Annotated in this window: 14 protein-coding genes; 6 read left to right on the forward strand and 8 right to left on the reverse strand. The window is 39.1% G+C overall.

What is annotated here, in order from left to right:
• Window positions 1-399 precede the first annotated feature (399 nt).
• The 4 genes from HDC90_RS12815 to HDC90_RS12830 all read left to right on the forward strand — a co-directional run bounded on the left by HDC90_RS12815 (window position 400) and on the right by HDC90_RS12830 (window position 5,250).
• Complete coding sequence (locus HDC90_RS12815; RefSeq protein WP_184466925.1) at window positions 400-1,407, forward strand: LacI family DNA-binding transcriptional regulator; 1,008 nt, start codon at window positions 400-402, stop codon at window positions 1,405-1,407.
• A gap of 126 nt (window positions 1,408-1,533) precedes the next feature.
• Window positions 1,534-3,162, forward strand: coding sequence for a sodium/sugar symporter (locus tag HDC90_RS12820; protein ID WP_184466927.1), 1,629 nt, complete (start codon window positions 1,534-1,536; stop codon window positions 3,160-3,162).
• 55 nt (window positions 3,163-3,217) lie between these two features.
• Entirely contained in the window at window positions 3,218-4,636 is a 1,419-nt protein-coding gene (locus HDC90_RS12825) for a glycoside hydrolase family 28 protein (protein ID WP_184466929.1), read from the forward strand.
• A 293-nt stretch (window positions 4,637-4,929) separates the two neighbouring features.
• Complete coding sequence (locus tag HDC90_RS12830; RefSeq protein ID WP_184466931.1) at window positions 4,930-5,250, forward strand: hypothetical protein; 321 nt, start codon at window positions 4,930-4,932, stop codon at window positions 5,248-5,250.
• Window positions 5,251-5,275: 25 nt separating this feature from the next.
• On the opposite strand, the gene HDC90_RS12835 is transcribed toward HDC90_RS12830, so the two are convergent.
• Window positions 5,276-5,572 carry a hypothetical protein gene (locus tag HDC90_RS12835; RefSeq protein ID WP_184466933.1) on the reverse strand — a complete coding sequence of 99 codons (297 nt, stop codon included), beginning with the start codon at window positions 5,570-5,572 and terminating at the stop codon, window positions 5,276-5,278.
• A gap of 268 nt (window positions 5,573-5,840) precedes the next feature.
• Here HDC90_RS12835 and HDC90_RS12840 point away from each other — a divergent pair, with 268 nt between their 5' ends.
• Complete coding sequence (locus HDC90_RS12840) at window positions 5,841-6,164, forward strand: TfoX/Sxy family protein (protein ID WP_184466935.1); 324 nt, start codon at window positions 5,841-5,843, stop codon at window positions 6,162-6,164.
• A 162-nt stretch (window positions 6,165-6,326) separates the two neighbouring features.
• Window positions 6,327-8,207 carry a gamma-glutamyltransferase family protein gene (locus tag HDC90_RS12845; protein ID WP_184466937.1) on the forward strand — a complete coding sequence of 627 codons (1,881 nt, stop codon included), beginning with the start codon at window positions 6,327-6,329 and terminating at the stop codon, window positions 8,205-8,207.
• 44 nt (window positions 8,208-8,251) lie between these two features.
• Here the strand turns inward: HDC90_RS12845 and HDC90_RS12850 are convergent, their stop codons facing one another.
• The 7 genes from HDC90_RS12850 to HDC90_RS12880 all read right to left on the reverse strand — a co-directional run bounded on the left by HDC90_RS12850 (window position 8,252) and on the right by HDC90_RS12880 (window position 16,644).
• The gene (locus HDC90_RS12850) at window positions 8,252-9,232 is read right to left on the reverse strand and encodes a type IX secretion system membrane protein PorP/SprF (RefSeq protein WP_184466939.1); all 981 of its coding nucleotides are present in this window, start codon (window positions 9,230-9,232) and stop codon (window positions 8,252-8,254) included.
• A 17-nt stretch (window positions 9,233-9,249) separates the two neighbouring features.
• Entirely contained in the window at window positions 9,250-10,194 is a 945-nt protein-coding gene (locus tag HDC90_RS12855) for a gliding motility-associated C-terminal domain-containing protein (RefSeq protein WP_184466941.1), read from the reverse strand.
• 34 nt (window positions 10,195-10,228) lie between these two features.
• Entirely contained in the window at window positions 10,229-10,921 is a 693-nt protein-coding gene (locus tag HDC90_RS12860; RefSeq protein WP_184466943.1) for a hypothetical protein, read from the reverse strand.
• An 18-nt stretch (window positions 10,922-10,939) separates the two neighbouring features.
• Window positions 10,940-13,894 (reverse strand): DUF11 domain-containing protein, encoded by a 2,955-nt coding sequence (locus tag HDC90_RS12865; RefSeq protein ID WP_184466945.1) that lies wholly within the window; start codon window positions 13,892-13,894, stop codon window positions 10,940-10,942.
• A 708-nt stretch (window positions 13,895-14,602) separates the two neighbouring features.
• Window positions 14,603-15,109 (reverse strand): GNAT family N-acetyltransferase, encoded by a 507-nt coding sequence (locus HDC90_RS12870; protein ID WP_184466947.1) that lies wholly within the window; start codon window positions 15,107-15,109, stop codon window positions 14,603-14,605.
• 2 nt (window positions 15,110-15,111) lie between these two features.
• On the reverse strand, window positions 15,112-15,723 hold the full coding sequence (locus HDC90_RS12875) for an FMN-binding negative transcriptional regulator (RefSeq protein WP_184466949.1): 612 nt from the start codon (window positions 15,721-15,723) through the stop codon (window positions 15,112-15,114).
• A 30-nt stretch (window positions 15,724-15,753) separates the two neighbouring features.
• On the reverse strand, window positions 15,754-16,644 hold the full coding sequence (locus HDC90_RS12880) for a DMT family transporter (RefSeq protein ID WP_184466951.1): 891 nt from the start codon (window positions 16,642-16,644) through the stop codon (window positions 15,754-15,756).
• Window positions 16,645-16,696: the final 52 nt, after the last annotated feature.

Consider the following 16,696-nt stretch of genomic DNA (forward strand, 5'->3'; position numbering starts at 1 on the left):
ACTTAAACGATTACGTAAAACCTTATGTAGAATTGCGAAATATGGATTAAAATGTTTAAATTTAAGTAGTTGAAATAGGTTTGTGATCTCGTAGATGCCCTTTTCTGCCTAAGGTGTTGGCGAGAGAAATACGCAAAAGAAAAAAAAATAAACGTTGATATTACGATTATTTCATATTTTCGTTTGTGGCCAGATATTTATTCAAATAGAAGAAGATATCGGCTAGCTTAATCAGCTAAATGTTTTGAACATCAACTTCAATGGTTATATCCATATAGCCAAAAAAGCTGCTGTTTTTGATTAAGATGCTGGTGAAAAAGAGGAAGGCTTTGGCCTATCGCAATTCTCGCGATAAAAGTCAGGTAAACCTTAAAAAACTAACAAACAAATTTTAAAGACATGGCGGAAGCAGTTAATATTAAGCGGTTGGCTCAAGAGTTGAATATTTCAATAGCAACCGTTTCTAAGGCTCTTAACGACAGCTATGAAATCAGTTTAAAAACTAAAAACAGGGTATGGACCTTGGCTAAGGAACTGAATTATACACCAAATCCGGCAGCCAGTAACCTTCGGAGCAACAAAACCAAAACTGTTGCAGTAGTTATACCCTGCGTAGCAAACAATTTTTTCTCCTTATCCATAATGGGAATTGAGGAAATAGCCAGACAGTATGGTTACCATGTGCTTATTTATCAAACCCACGAAAATATAGAAGCAGAAAAGGCCTTTACCAACAGCTTGTTAAATGGGCGGGTAGATGGCATTCTTACTTCTGTATCGAGCAGTGAATACAATAGTGAATATTATGCCAATCTGGTTAAGAAAATCCCTTTGGTATTTTTCGATCGGGTGTATGAAAACCTGGATGCTGTTAAGGTAACTACTGATGATTATGACATTGCTTTTCAGGCTACTGAACATTTAATTGAAAGTGGCTGTAGCAAAATTGCCTATTTATTTGGACTTGAAAACCTTCCTGCAGGTAAGGCAAGGTTTGCCGGTTATCTAGACGCACTGAAAGCACATGGGATAGTGGCTCCTGAGCAGCTTGTTGTTAAATATCATGATGACGAAGAATTTAACCTGCAGCAGATAAAAGAATTGCTGGAGGCGTATAAACCCGATGCACTTTTTTCCTCTATCGAAGAATTTATCATTCCTGCTTATTGTGCCTGTAAGGAATTGGGTTTACAGATTCCAGATGATGTTAAAATACTCAGTTTCTCTAACCTGAGTACTGCAAAGCTCCTCAGCCCGTCGCTTACTACAATTTCGCAGCCTGCCTTCGAAATTGGACGTGAAGCGGCAAAATGCCTCTTCAAAATCCTTAATAACAAACAACTGGATGACGAACAGAATATTATACTGAAATCGGTGCTGACTAAACGCGAATCTACGGGTTGTTAATAGGATGAATCTAAGTTATTGATGCCTGATACGCGAAAACGTTTACGTAATTAAATAATTGAATTAAACCTTCAACATTGGGATTTTTTCTGATTTTTAAAAAAAACCAAATGTAAAAAAATCCTTATGAATCACTTGTCTGCATTCGATTATGCTGTTTTTTTGATGTATTTTATCGTTGTTTCAGCATATGGCTATTGGGTTTATAGGAGCAAGAAAAAAAAACGTACAGATACAAAAGATTATTTTCTGGCAGAAGGTTCACTTACCTGGTGGGCAATTGGTGCATCCATCATTGCTTCTAATATTTCTGCCGAACATTTTATTGGAATGTCGGGTTCGGGGTTTGCCATGGGGCTTGCCATTGCCAGTTACGAATGGATGGCTGCCGCCACGCTAATTATTGTAGCCATATTCTTTCTGCCTATTTACATTAAGAACAAAATTTATACCATGCCACAGTTCCTGTCTAACCGTTATAATAATACGGTAAGTACATTAATGGCTGTTTTTTGGCTACTTGTTTATGTATTTGTAAACTTAACTTCCATTTTCTTTCTTGGTGCTATCGCTATTGAAACGATTACGGGCATTCCTTTTAACATATGTATTATTTTCCTGGCTATTTTTTCTGCCATTATTACCCTGGGCGGCATGAAAGTAATAGGTTATACAGATGTAATACAGGTTTTTGTTTTAGTGGCAGGTGGACTGATTACCTGTTATATGGCGCTTAAACTTGTATCTGAGAAGTTAGATGCGCCCAGTGTTTTGGCCTCGCTTCCTTTATTGCGAAGTGAAGCATCTGATCATTTTCATATGATATTTTCGAAAGGAGATAAATTTTATAACGAATTACCCGGTATTGCGGTACTGCTAGGTGGTTTGTGGATCAATAATTTAAATTACTGGGGCTGTAACCAGTATATTGTTCAAAGGGCATTAGGAGCTGATTTAAAGACCGGGCGCAACGGCTTAATATTTGCCGCGTTTTTGAAATTACTCATTCCCGTAATTGTTGTTATTCCGGGTATTGCAGCCTATGTGCTTTATCAGCGTGGTTATTTTCAATCAGAAATGCTCGATGCAGCCGGAACAGTTAAACCCGATCATGCTTACCCGGTACTGATGAATTTATTGCCTGCAGGGATAAAAGGGCTCGCCTTTGCTGCGCTCACAGCCGCTATCGTAGCCTCACTTGCCGGAAAATGTAATAGCATTGCTACTATTTTTACACTGGATATTTACAAGAAGTTTATCAAGCCCGAAGCTTCAGAAACGCGATTGGTTTCGGTTGGTCGTTGGTCTGTGGTTATTGCATCTTTAATTGCTATCGTAATAGCGCCTGCATTGCGGAGTTTCGATCAGGTTTATCAGTTCATCCAAGAATATGTTGGCTTTATCTCGCCGGGTGTTTTTGCTATCTTTTTACTGGGCTTTTTCTGGAAGAAAACCACTTCGCGTGCAGCACTTATCGCTTCTTTATTAACCATCCCTTTATCTACTTTTTTTAAATTCCTGCCTACTATAACCAGCGGCGCTATCGCACCGATTCCTTTCTTAAATAGAATGTCGTGGGTATTTGTGATTATACTGGGTTTAATGGTTCTGGTAACGTTAACCGATCCGAAAAGTAAAGATAATCCGCAGGGACTTGAAATTGACAGTAGCATGTTTAAGGTTACTCCGGCATTTACCATTGCTTCGGTTATTATTTGTGGTATTCTTGCAGCACTTTATACCGTTTTCTGGTAAGTAAATCTTTACTTAAGATAATATATTGTGCTTATTATTAATAAATTTAAAAAAAATGAAGATTAAGGTTTTACTCTTTTTTGCACTGCTGGTTTCTTTCGGTGCGCTGGCCCAAAATAAATTATATAATATTAAAAACTATGGTGCGGTTGGCGATGGCAAAACCAACGATGCAGCTGCTATTCAGAAAACGATAGATGCCTGTTCGGCAGCAGGAGGTGGACAGGTAATTGTACCCGCCGGAAATGTATTTTTAGCGGGCCCTTTTAACTTAAAATCGTTTGTTGATTTAAGGGTAGAAGGAGGTGCTAAACTCTTAGCCAGTCCCGATGAAAAGCTGTATACCCAAAGTGCTTTTAGAGAAAATAAAGGCGAAGGTACCATCTGGATTGGTGGAGAAAAGCTTGAACAGGTAAGCATTAGTGGAACGGGTGTGATTGATGGGAATGGGATTTCGTTTATGGGCGAGGAGCTTAACGATTCCTATGTATTAAAACCCTTTAATATCGTAGATCCGCGACCGCATTTGCTTACTTTAATCGGCTGCAATAAATTGAATATAGATGGGGTAACTTTTCAGAATTCAGCTTACTGGACAGTTCATTTGGTTGGCTGTAATGATGTGTCGATATCGAATATAACGTTACTGAACAGTATAAAGATCCGTAATAGTGATGGTATTGACCTGGACCACAGTAAAAATGTGCGGATTACCAATTGTTTTATCGAATCGGGTGATGACTGTATCTGCTTAAAGAACAGGCGTGAGTTTGAAGAATATGGTGCCTGTGAAAATATTGTGATCAGTAACTGTACCATGACCTCTAGCTCATGCGCCATCAAAATAGGTTCTGAAAATATGGACCGAATCAGTAATGTGCTTATCAATAATTGTAATATCAGGAAAAGCAACCGCGGCATTGGTATTCAAAACCGCGATGAGGGTACGGTAAACAACGTGATTTTTTCTAATTTATTTATCGAATCCAAACTTTTTTCGGATGTATGGTGGGGAAAGGCAGAGCCGATTTATATTACCGCTTATCCAAGAGCAACCAGCAACAATAAAGATGCTGGTTGGCGTTTGCCGAAAGGGCAAACCAAAGGCAGGGTTGGGGCGGTTAAGAATATTTATTTCAGTAATATCCGATGTACTGGCGAAAGTGGGGTATACATCAGTGGCGAAAGCTCGGATAAAATTTCTGATATCTATTTTGACCAGGTTACTGTATACCTCGATAAAACAACAAAAGAAGCAGGCGGGGTATACGATCGTAGGCCAAGCAATGTCGAAGGTCTTGTTAAAAGTGCGATTGCGGGATTTTATTTTGAAAATACGGGATACATCAGTTTACTTAACAGCAATGTAGTATGGGGTACAAATAAGCCAGACTATGCAGGAAAAGCCCTAGAGGAAAAGAATGTTAGTAAAATTAAAACGGTCAACTTTAGCGAAACTACGGTGGGTAAATAAAAAAACACACGTGCTTTTAAGCCAGAGGCTTAATTTATTACATAAAACCAATATATATGATATGGCCAGAAGGGCACTGATAGATTACAATACGAGAATTTACCACCTTAAACTGTGTTCTCCCGCAGCACGCGGCTATACCAAATAGTGTGCTGTTTTTACTTAAACGTTTACGCAAATAAATACACCTAAATTTAATTAAAGGCCTGATTTTTTTAACAACTTCGCTATACCATAGCCAATGCATAAGGCAATAGTGTGGGAAATAATAGCTGTTGTGAGACTAGAAATATATGTTAAAAAGGATAAACGTATTGGTTGATTTACCCGATTTTGGCACTATAGAGTTGCCCTTAGTTTATACAATGAGCATAGAAGGAAGTGAAAAAGGTACTTGTTTGGTCAACTGTAAGATAATGCTTAGTGCCGAAAATCTGCCTGAATGGTTATTAACCACGGCTTTTAGTATTGTGTATACCCAGGCGGAGGCCGAAAATACAAACATTGTTTCAGTGAGTGCCGATAGCAGAACCACAAACCGCTATCATGAAATAATGCTGAGCATTGTATCGTCGTATATTAAGCTCAAAGAAGATCGTGTTGGTTTAAATTAGTTCCTGGCGGTAATTAAAAATATAATTACTTAATTTGTTGAAATTCACCTTGTTGTTTGGTGTTTTTAGTCAGGATTTCACCCAGTGCACAATTAATTTCGTTAATGGTCTTGATACTGAAAACATGCCTGCCTATTAACCATCTTTTGATTTCATCAGGATTAATATCCAATATAGAAGCAAGGTCGTTTTCTGTCGAATCCTTTTCTGCAAGTGCTTTTATAGTTTTATCAGCAACCTCGAGGTTTAACTGTTCTAGTTTCTCAATTGCAGGATTTCCGGTTTCTTCCAACCAGATAGATACAAAATCGTTTTCTTTCATTTTATCCTTTTTTACCATTTAGAATAACAGTATGCTTAAATATCAATTGTCTGTTTGGGCGGCAAATTTAGTGATTAAGCCCATTATTGCAAACCGGAATTAAAAGAAAGATAATAATGCCATTATTGGGTGTGTATCTTTAATTAACCGGATGATTGTATTTATCTTAGTGCTTAGTACAGCCAAAATTTATCATCAATAAACCTCCTTTTCGATTATTTGTTAGGCCTTGCTTATGTTCTAAAGTTTAAATTAAATCAATTTACAAATGGCATCAGATCAGAAATTCGTAGACTTTATAATCGATCAGATTAATTATTCCGAACATGTTACCTATAAGAAAATGTTTGGCGAATATGGTTTGTATTTTGATGATAAGCTATTTGCGCTTGTGTGTGACAATAGGCTGTTTGTTAAACCAACTTTAGCCGGGAGAGCGTATATAATAGATGTTGTAGAAGCACCACCTTATCCGGGTGCAAAAAATCAATTTCTAATCGAGGAGCAATTGGAAGATCGCGATTGGCTAAAAAAACTGGTAAGCATCACGGTAGCAGAACTGCCTGAACCCAAACCCAAGAAAAAGAAATAAAGGCAGGGTTTACTTTGTTTCTAATGTACCAATTAGTAAAAAAGTGGTTAGCTGTTGTAGTGGTACTTAAATTTCGTAACAAGCTTGTTTTATTACCTTGAATTAAGGGCTGTAGTGCTGACACAGGATTGCTATAGTATATATTTTAGCTATATTGTAACTATGAAAAAATTATTCCTGTTTCTATTATTATCACTTTCAATTCGTCCCTTATTTGCACAACAAACGCAGAAACCGATGCTTTACGGCAATAGTTGGATGGCTATTACCGGAAAGCCAATGGCAGCAACAGCGGGAGCAATGGTTTTTCAGCAAGGTGGAAATGCAGTTGATGCGGCATGTGCCATGTTGGCTGCCACTTGCACCATGTGGGATACCTTGAGTTGGGGAGGCGAAACACAAGCGCTGATTTATAACCCGAATACAAAAAAGGTGATTGCCATTAATGCGATGGGTGTTGCCCCAACCGGGGCTACCGTAGCCTTTTTTAAAGCTAAAGGTTATAGTTTTCCACCAGAATATGGCCCTTTGGCCGCCACTACACCAGGTACACCAGGCGGGCTAATCTATATGCTGAGCAAATATGGTAGTATGAGCCTGGCTCAGGTTTTGGCACCGGCCATGCACATGGCCGCAGGTTATGCCATAGAGGCACAGGCGGCAAATAGTATGGAACGCGATAAAGAATTGATTAAAACCTGGCCTTACAGTAAAAAAGTGCTGTTGCCACATTTTGGCGAAAAACGTGAGGCACCAGAAGCAGGAGAGGTTTTTATTCAAAAAGATTTGTTGGCCACGCTAACCAAAATGGTTGAAGCAGAACAAGCGGCACTAAAGAAAGGTAGCTCCCGAAAGGAGGCATTAATGGCTGCTTATGATCGTTTCTATAAAGGAGATATTGGGCAGGAATTTGTTCGCGGAAGTAAAGAACAAGGTGGTTTAATTACCATGGATGACCTTGCGAAATGGAAACCGGTTGAAGAAGAAGCACTAAGTACCAATTATAAAGGCATTGAGGTATATAAATTAAAACAATGGACACAGGGACCGGTTTTGCTACAGGCTTTGAATATACTAGAGAATTTTGATCTAAAGGCAATGGGGTATAATAGCTCAAAATATATTCATACTGTTTATCAGGCAATGAACCTGTCTTTTGCTGATCGTGATTTTTATTACGGAGATCCAAACCAAAATCCTGCTGAACCAATAAAAGGCCTGTTAAGTAAAGAATATGCAAAACAACGCGCCTCACTTATCCAGTTTGATAAAAATGATGCAAACATAGGTCCAGGCGATCCATACCCATACGAAGGGAAGAAAAATCCTTACTTAAATCTGTTAAAAAGCAGAGGTTTTACCCTCGATACAGCTAAACGTAACTTTGCTCCGAAGCACGACCTGGGTAACAATACGCCAAAAGAAATTTACGAAGACCGTTTATGGCGGGGAACAACATCCATAGAAGCTGCAGACAAGGCAGGTTGGGTAGTATCGGTTACGCCAAGCGGAGGCTGGCTTCCGGCCTGTATTGCTGGTAATACTGGTATTGGAATGAGCCAGCGTATGCAAAGCTTTGTACTCGATTCTGCCTTAAACCCCTTTAATGTTGTCGCACCTGGCAAGCGACCGAGAGTGACCTTGTCACCTTCATTGTTTATCAAAGATGGTAAACCTTTTGTATCTGCCGCAGTTCAGGGCGGAGATACCCAGGATCAGAACTTACTGCAGTTCTTTTTAAACATGGCAGAGTTTGGTATGAATGTTCAAAGGGCAACCGAAGCCGCTAACTTTAATACCAATCAGCTTTGGCTTTCTCTTGGAGGTACTAAAACGAGCGATAGAGAACCAAAGCCTGGCCAGATCTTGTTAAATGCCAATACCAAAGAGGAGGTACGTGCTGAACTGAAAAAAATGGGTTATACGCTTAGTTTCTCGGAACGTACCAGTGGCCCAATCAATGCCATTTATTTTGATTGGAAGCACAATAGTTTACAAGGCGGCTCGAGTAACCATGGCGAAGATTATGGTATTGCATGGTAGTATATTGGTTTGATGAATAATAGGTACTACATTTTTATTAATGCCTAAAAATAACACTTTGGTCTTCGGCTCTTTTTGGTTTCGATATAGTAGCCAACAGAGATTTCGTGTGAGCCATAATCATAATTGCTCAGTTTATTAAGGCTGTAATCATAACCATAGCCAATGCGCAGATTAGATCTGATAAACAATTCGCTGATGAAACCAATTGCAGCCCTACTGGTTAATCCAGACTGCAGGTTCTCTTTAGGGTAAATTTTTACTGAAGTGCGATAAACTGCACCAAGCCAGAAACGCTCTTTTACGAGTAAAAAGGCATTTAAATCTAATGAAGTTGGGCCATGTAAGTCGTCTTTAATTAAAAAGGTTGGTTTAAAAACAAAATCGTCATTTACAGGTAGGGCAACTCCGGCACTTAAATAAAAATGAGGCTGAATTTTAACGTTTAGCGAATTATAATCGTCAAATACAGATAAGGTTTTTGATAAGAGGTTATTTGCTGAAAAACCGATAAAAAACTTCTCATTTGAATAATGAATGCCCGCGCGTATATCGGGCATGGTCTGGCTTATTGACCCAATTGGGATACGGTTATCGCCCGTTTCAATGGGATCTAACAAATTGCCGTTTAAGGCTGTCTGTATTACACCTATGCCTAAACCAAATGCGAGGATATTGGTTTCAGTACGATCGAGTTTTATCCTGTAAGCGAAGTTTGCCGATGCATTTAAAGTATTTTGTGCACCTATTTTATCCTTGGTTACAATCATCCCTAGGCCAATACTTTCGTCATTTATAGCTTCATCTGCCGATATAGATAAAGTTTGCGGTGCTCCCCGAATTCCGGTCCATTGTGCCCTGGCAAAAGCCTGTAGGTAAAGTTCTTCTTTATAGCCCGCATATGCAGGATTGATATACATACCATTAAAAACATATTGCCCAAACTGGGCATCTTGCTGCGCAAAAACCTTAACAGTTGATACCGTAATGATTAAAACAAGATATATCTTTTTTAAAATGTTCATGTCTGTATTTGTTTTATTTACCTGATTACCGTTACATAACCTTTGTAATCTTGCCAGTCAGTTGTTGCATTTTTAACTTTAACCACATAGAAGTACGTTCCATCTGCTAATCCCGGAGCCGTCCAGTTGTTCTGATAATGATTGGATTGATAAACCGTACTTCCCCAGCGGTTAATGATTGTTACTTCGTTCGATTCAAAAGATTCCAGGTGTTCAATATAAAAAGTGTCGTTCTTGCCATCCCCATTAGGCGTGAAAACATTTGGTATTCTTAAACCCGAAATCTCTTTTTTATCGGTTGATGTATTATTGGCGAGGTTAGGGTCAAATTCTGTTGCAGTTACGGTTGCAGTATTGGTTACCATGCCCGATTGCTTGGATTTTACCTTGATTACCAGTTCGGCAAACTTGCCGTTGGGTAGTAAGGGGATACTCCAGTTAATGGTTCTGTTTAGCTGATCGTAGCTGGCTACTCCATCAGTTGGCTGGGCTAGATTTTCTAAAGAGAGGTTATCCGGAAGCGCATCCTTAATCGTCAGTTGGGTGGCATCATCTGTACCATTGTTTCTAACGTTTAGATAATACTCAAAAATCTGGTCGCTTACTACAATCTTCGATTCCGAACGCTTTGTTATGGCTACATCAGCAATAAGTTGTGGCAATACAATAACTTTTATTTCATCGGAGATTTCTGATATACAGCCAAATTTATTTTCACTAGCTACTTTATAAATGCCAGCTGTTGCAGTAATAAGGGTTGATTTCGTTTGCCCTTTTATTAACACATCATCCTTATACCATACATATGAAGCTGCCCCAGCCGAATTTGCACGCAGAACCACTGACGACCCTTGCCTGATCGTAATGGTTTGCTGCCCATCGGAAGCAATATGGCACATTGCTGTTTGAATAAAAAACAACATCAAAGCCAATGACAGAAAGGAGGATATCCTTAACCTCATTTATATAACAATAATCAGAAAAACGAAAATCAGCCTAGAAAGTAACCGCCGTTGCCGTACCGGTGATGGTTCCTGGAGTAATGGTTGGCTTTACAGGTTTAGGGCTTACGGTAACATCATGATCTGCCCACTGTGGACAATATTTGTTGCCATTAATTACATAACCTACTTTTAATCTGTGTGTTTTTGTTCCAACAGTTGCCGGAGCCGATGGCGTATAATCTTTTAATGTAGCACCTGATATGGCTGTTTCTACTCCTCCTGTTACCGTATACCACTGGTAGGCCAAATCTGGAATGTTGGTGGCATCAGGATTGGTAACAGCACCAACTTGAGCCAATGGACTTTCCAGACAAAAGTCAGCCGGTGTAAAATTAACCACCAAAGGTTGAAGTACATATACCGGAATTTCCTGTAATTCAGATTCGCAGGATCCAGGTGTGCTTGATTTAGAACTTAAATAATAATAGCCTGTGTTTAAATCGGCCGCTGCGATTTTATTTCCCGAAGCTAAAATAACACCTGTACTTGGTGTTGTGGTTTGTGTTGCACTATATTTAACAATCCAGTCTGCACCAGCTGGAGGAGCGGGTAAAGTAAGATCTGACCCTTTGCAGAATAAATTAACTCCAGTTGTAGTTGGTAAAACCTGAGCAGATACTGTTGAAAATGTGCAGATTACCAGAAATGTGATGGCTAAAATTGCTTTTGTAATTGAATTGTTCATGGGGGACTTTTTTTTAGATTAATATTGTGAACTAGTTTGTACCAACACATGTGGTGCTGATGGTTTTGGATTTATTTTAATGTTGAAATTAATTTGAGTACTGCAACCCGCTGCATTTTTAATGGTCAATACGCCAGAATGGATACCTAATGCAGCATTGGCTGGAATATTAAGCAGAATATTTCCAGCTGGTAAAGGTTGATTGTTAACCGGATCAAAATCTGGTGCATTCCAGGTAATGTTATATGTTGTTGGGTTATTTAAAGCGTTGGTATAGGGTAGAGATAAACTGGTAAAACCCTGGCATATTTCAGGATCGGCGCCCAATGTTAAAGCTGGAAGCGCGTTTACAATTACAATAAAATCTGTTGTTTTCTCCGCACAGCCCTTTGCCGTGGCCGTTATGGTGGCTGTTCCTGTAAATGTATTATCCCAGGTTACCTTACCACTGTTTGCATCAATAACACCTGCCGATAAGGGTAATATGGAGTAGACTATGCTTGTAGCATTTGTTGCAGTTGCAACATAGGTGTCGGTTCCCGTACCAGTACAGCGTTTATCAGTTAATCCACCATTAAAAACTGGAGAACTTACATTTGCATTTACCGTTATTGAACCGGTTGTAGTAAATGGAGTTCCTGTAGTATTAGAAACGGTATAAGTTTTTGGTGGGCCTGCGGTAGTTGGCGTGCCTGAAATGGTAACTTTTTTAGGAGATGAACTATTGGTATAAGTTATCCCGGCTGGTAAACCTGTAACTTGAATACCATTTGAACCCGATGGAATATTGATAATAATATCGTTCATGGCTGTACCTACACATACTTCTCTGTTATTAGAGCCAGTTGTGGTGCTAACCGAGCTCTGATCGTTATTGCTTACCTGATCGGGCTGGGAACCCGTAATTGTTGCGGTGTTAATATTAGTCCCGGTTGTTACAACTTTTGCTGTGATACTTAATGAAATACTGGCATTACTGGCTAAATCGCCAATAGTCCATATCCCCGAAATAGGATCATAACTTGTGCCCGATGGCGCTATACTTGATACATAAGTAAAACCGCTGGGAAGCAAATCTGTGACTGATACGCCAACTGCATTGCCATTACCTAAATTTTCGGCCTTAAGGGTAAATACCACATTGGTATTCAATTCCGGATAAGTAACGTCAACCGTTTTGGTAATAGAACGATCAATGTTGCAGAGCGAGATATTTACAGGGAGCGAAGGCGCACTAATGCCGCAATCCAAGCTGTAACTAACTGTATAATTACCCGAGGTACTGGCCACATAGGTATTGGTATTTGCCCCGCTTATCGCATTTCCGTTAAGGTACCATTGATAAGAAGAAGCATTTGGGTTTGCCGTAAGCGTTGCCGAAGCACAATTGGTTTGCGATACCGTTGGCTGATCGCCCTTTTCGGGGAAACGTGAAATAAAGTTAGACATGGAGAACCCATCACCTTGTTGCACCATCGAAACGGTAAGCCGTTCTGCGCTGGTAATAGTGATTGTTTTTGGTGAGCCAATATCTGCTTTTGTAAAACTGATTAAATATAAACCGGAAGTTCCCAGTGCTTTACGGCTACCGATACTTGGTATCGCTTCAATATCACTGTTGGTATAATTGGTTGTACCCTGTAGGGTTGTGAGGTAGATTTTAGCGGTACTTCTTGTAATGATATAGCCAAAATAAGATAAATCGGTATTGTTATAGGCGGTGAATTTACTGGTCTCGACTTTTTTAGATCCCGAACAACTGGATATAGGTACTAAAGTAGCCACATCAACTTCGCAACCACCACCGCCAGAGATACCAGCCGTACCAGAAAATACACCTACATTTTTAGTCGCCTCAATTCTCGATGATGAATATCGACCTGTGTTTATGCCTGGTGGGTTTTTGTAACTATAAGTTCCATTAATATAGCCATGTTCGAAAGTTACAGTATCTCCGGCTTGGGCCAGCGTATAGGTAGTTACTCTTTTCTGGGCACCATTCATGTCAAAGTCGGTAACTGTAACTACGGTATTGGCCTCTGTTGCAATCACCGTGGTCTGCTCGGCGGTTGAATTACCTTCGCCTTTAACCACTACATACTCTTGCCCCAATGAGGCAATGGGCGGAATTGGATTGTAAGCACCATCTCCACAACCTCCAGGCGCATCAAGGTCTGCAGCGGTATTCATTACAGCCGGCCCAGATGATTCTACCAAAGTTCCCATTTTTACTTTGAAAAGATAACTTTGTCCGGCATTTAATGTTGCCATGGCTACACCAGCTATTTTAACAATCGTGTTATTTTCGGTGGCCATAATGCTATATATAGGAGCGTGTGAACCGGTTGCAAGATTGCCGCCGCGATAGTAGCCTACGCGGAATGAGGTTCCGATTGCCGCATCACCGAAGCTGAAAAGAGAGGCATTACCCTTAATGTCTGTATCTCCACCGTCAGTTCCTAAATTATCTGAGGCAACATTTCTTAAATTAACTGAAATAGATCCGGTGGCTTCTATAATTAATCCGGCTCCGCTTATAACGGTATTTAGCGGGTGTGCAGGTACATCTTTAGGTAATCCGCTAAAGCGTTGTACGTAGGGAGTGCCTTGCACGCAAGTAAAGTTAAATAATATGGTACCATCACTTTTCTTTATTGTTCCGGTAACGGTTCCAATATCTGATGTAATCACAATCTCGTTGGCTTTACTCCAATATTGCCATGGGGCAGGAGCAATATAATGTTTAGAATAGCTGCTTGCAGATAAACGTTTTGTGGTGTTTATGCTGGCTTTTGAAGAAAAAGTGAAAGGTAAATTGTTAAAGCCAGTATTTGTTAGGGTTTTGATTTCATTGCGCGCAAATGCAATATTTGCTGAACAGAGCAATATTATTCCCAATAACCCGTTAAACAAATACAGCAGAAAAGCCTTAACCATAAATAACCTGTTAGAACCCATACGTGGCTTAAACATGGAGCTAAAATTTATTAAAGGCTGAGTGCGTTTTAATAAATTTTGGCATAATAAACCACTTACCTATGTAGGTTAGGTTTTGGTTTATTGTGTATTCTAATGTGTCAGTTTGTAGGGCTCTTTTGGTCGAAAGTAATTAAAAAAATGCACTAAAAAATACCCTTAATATTAATTTTTAATGCACTTTAAAGCTGTTTAAACGCAATTTTTGCATAAATTAAATTGCCTGTATTTCTACTGATACGCCTTTAATTAGAAACTGATTATCTTCTTCCCAGTTATTTGAATTTTATTAATATACAATTAATTTGTAGTCAGTTAATTATGGTGTTTTTGAGGATCTAAAATTATAATAAAAAGCGTTTTAAGTGAAAAAAATGATTTTTCTATAAAAATGATACAATTGATATGAAAATATTAATCTTATCTGCGGCTTAAAATCCATATATCATCATAAAAAAATAACCTTGTAAGCAAAAAAACTTGTGGTATTTTGATTTTTACCGCAATTATCTGGTTGCTATTTGTTGTGAAAATTAAAAAAGAGGTTTAACTATGGGTAACATCATCGGTCACAATGATTTTCATTATAATTAACGCCCAGTAGCGTTAAGATAAGTGCTGAAAATATCATCCTGTAAACGATTGCAACATACAAGACCAAAACCTTTGAATTTGAAGGTTTTTGGACTTAGCACTTATTCACCATTAAATTTGCATTTCGAATAAACTAACTGGCTTATGATGATAGTGTGCCGGGAGCTGATCGGTATTGCTTAACTCATGTAGCCCTAAAAAATCAAATCCAAATTTTTGATAGTGTTGAATAAGTCCCTCGTTTTCACCAACGGTATCTAACCTAACAAAGCATTTAGCATTTGCTTTGGCATATTCTTTTGCCCAGTTTACAATCGTGCCAACCAGGTTCTGTCCTCTGAAATCTGGATTTGTAGCAATGCGGTGAATATAGATGGCTGGATTGAGGTTCTTTTCTTCCCATATTTGCGGATCGCTAAAAGTAGTTGCCCAAATACAGGCTACCTGTCCGTTAATGATTATTTTCCATTGCCTGTTTTCCTTAATTTCTGTTTCGATCATTGAAAGTTCAAATTTGGGCCAATGAACGCTATATTTCGTTTTCTGGAAATCGGTTGCAATTTCGTATAAGCGGAAGATTTCTGCTATATCGTGTATTGTACTATTTTCTATCCGCATGGTTATGGCTTTAGGTTTTTAATGAATGGAGCCAGCTCTCTTTCAACAGCATTGTTGCTATTTTCGAGCTGCGCTACAATGTTTTTTCGTTCTTGTTCCGATTTGTTCTGGCTTAATTTTTTCTTTCCCTGAATATTGTTTACTTCCATTTCGAAAGCTACAATTCCCTGCATCATACCTTGTTTAAATTTTTCTGAAAGACTATCCCATTGTAAGAGATATTCTTTTTCATAATACCTAATCATTTCTTTTAGTGCCTCTTCTTTAGCTTTTTCATCGCTAATAATATGGGCTTTTCCATAAGCATGCACGCTAATATAATCCCACGTGGGTACACTTTCGTGTTTTTCGTAATGGCTGGGAGAGATATAAGCATGTGGCTCGGCGAATATAATAAGTGAAGTATACTGCTCAATATATTTCACTTGCTCATTAGCTTTTGCAAAGTGGCCGCTAATTAACACTTTCCCATTTTTCTCATTTACAACAAAAGGTAGTTGAGTGGCTATTGGTAAATTATTGTGGCTGGTAATGATCGTGGCAAAGCTATATCTTTTCATAAAGGCAATTTGCTCACTTTGGTTATCAAACTTAAAATTATTGGATATCAACATATTTATTAAATTTTGAAGGATAGGTTATGATTATTTAGCAAACTTTTTTGAGCCCGCAACACAGAGGATCACGCCAACTGTAATGGCTAGCATATCCATACTTACTTTTTCATGTAGCAGGGTAGTGGCAAGGGCCAATCCAAAAAAGGGCTGAAGGAGCTGGAGCTGTCCAACTGCTGCGGTTCCGCCCTGCGCGAGGCCTCTGTACCAGAAAATAAACCCAATGAACATGCTAAAGAGCGAGATATAGGCAAGGCTCAACCAGGCAGCAGTACCTACCTCGGCAAATGAAATTGGTTGGTAAATGAACATTAAGGGCAACATTAATGGGAACGAGAGCACCAATGCCCAGGAAATTACCTGCCAACCACCCAATGTTTTAGATAACTTTGCACCTTCAGCATAGCCAAGTCCGCATAGAACAATGGCCAGTAACATTAAAATATCGCCGATTGGTGCAGCATTAATTCCCTGATAAATGGCATAGCCAATTACCAGCAAACTGCCCATAATTGAGAAAAACCAAAATATGGGTTTAGGCCGTTCGCCTCCCCGTAAAACGGCAAAAGTGGCTGTAACCATAGGTAAAAGACCTAAAAATACCAACGAATGTGCCGAAGTAATGTGCTGCAAAGCAAGCGCACTTAACAGCGGAAAGCCGATTACTGCACCCAGAGCCACAATTATGAGCGAGATTAAATGTTTGGCTGATGGTCGTTTTTCTCTAAATGCAATTAATACACCAAGTGCAAGGAGTGCAGCTATAGATGCACGGGCAACGGTTACAAAAATAGGGCTCATATCCATTACTGCTAATCTTGTGGCTGGCATAGAACCGCTAAAGATAAGTACGGCGATAAACCCGTTAAGCCAACCACCTGAAATATGATCTTTGTTTAGCTTAATTACTGCTGCTTTCATGTTTTTTGATTTCTTAATTCAAAGGTGCAAAGGTAAAAGTGATAAATACAGT

It is taken from the genome of Pedobacter sp. AK013 (assembly GCF_014205835.1).
Classification (GTDB): Bacteria; Bacteroidota; Bacteroidia; order Sphingobacteriales; family Sphingobacteriaceae; genus Pedobacter.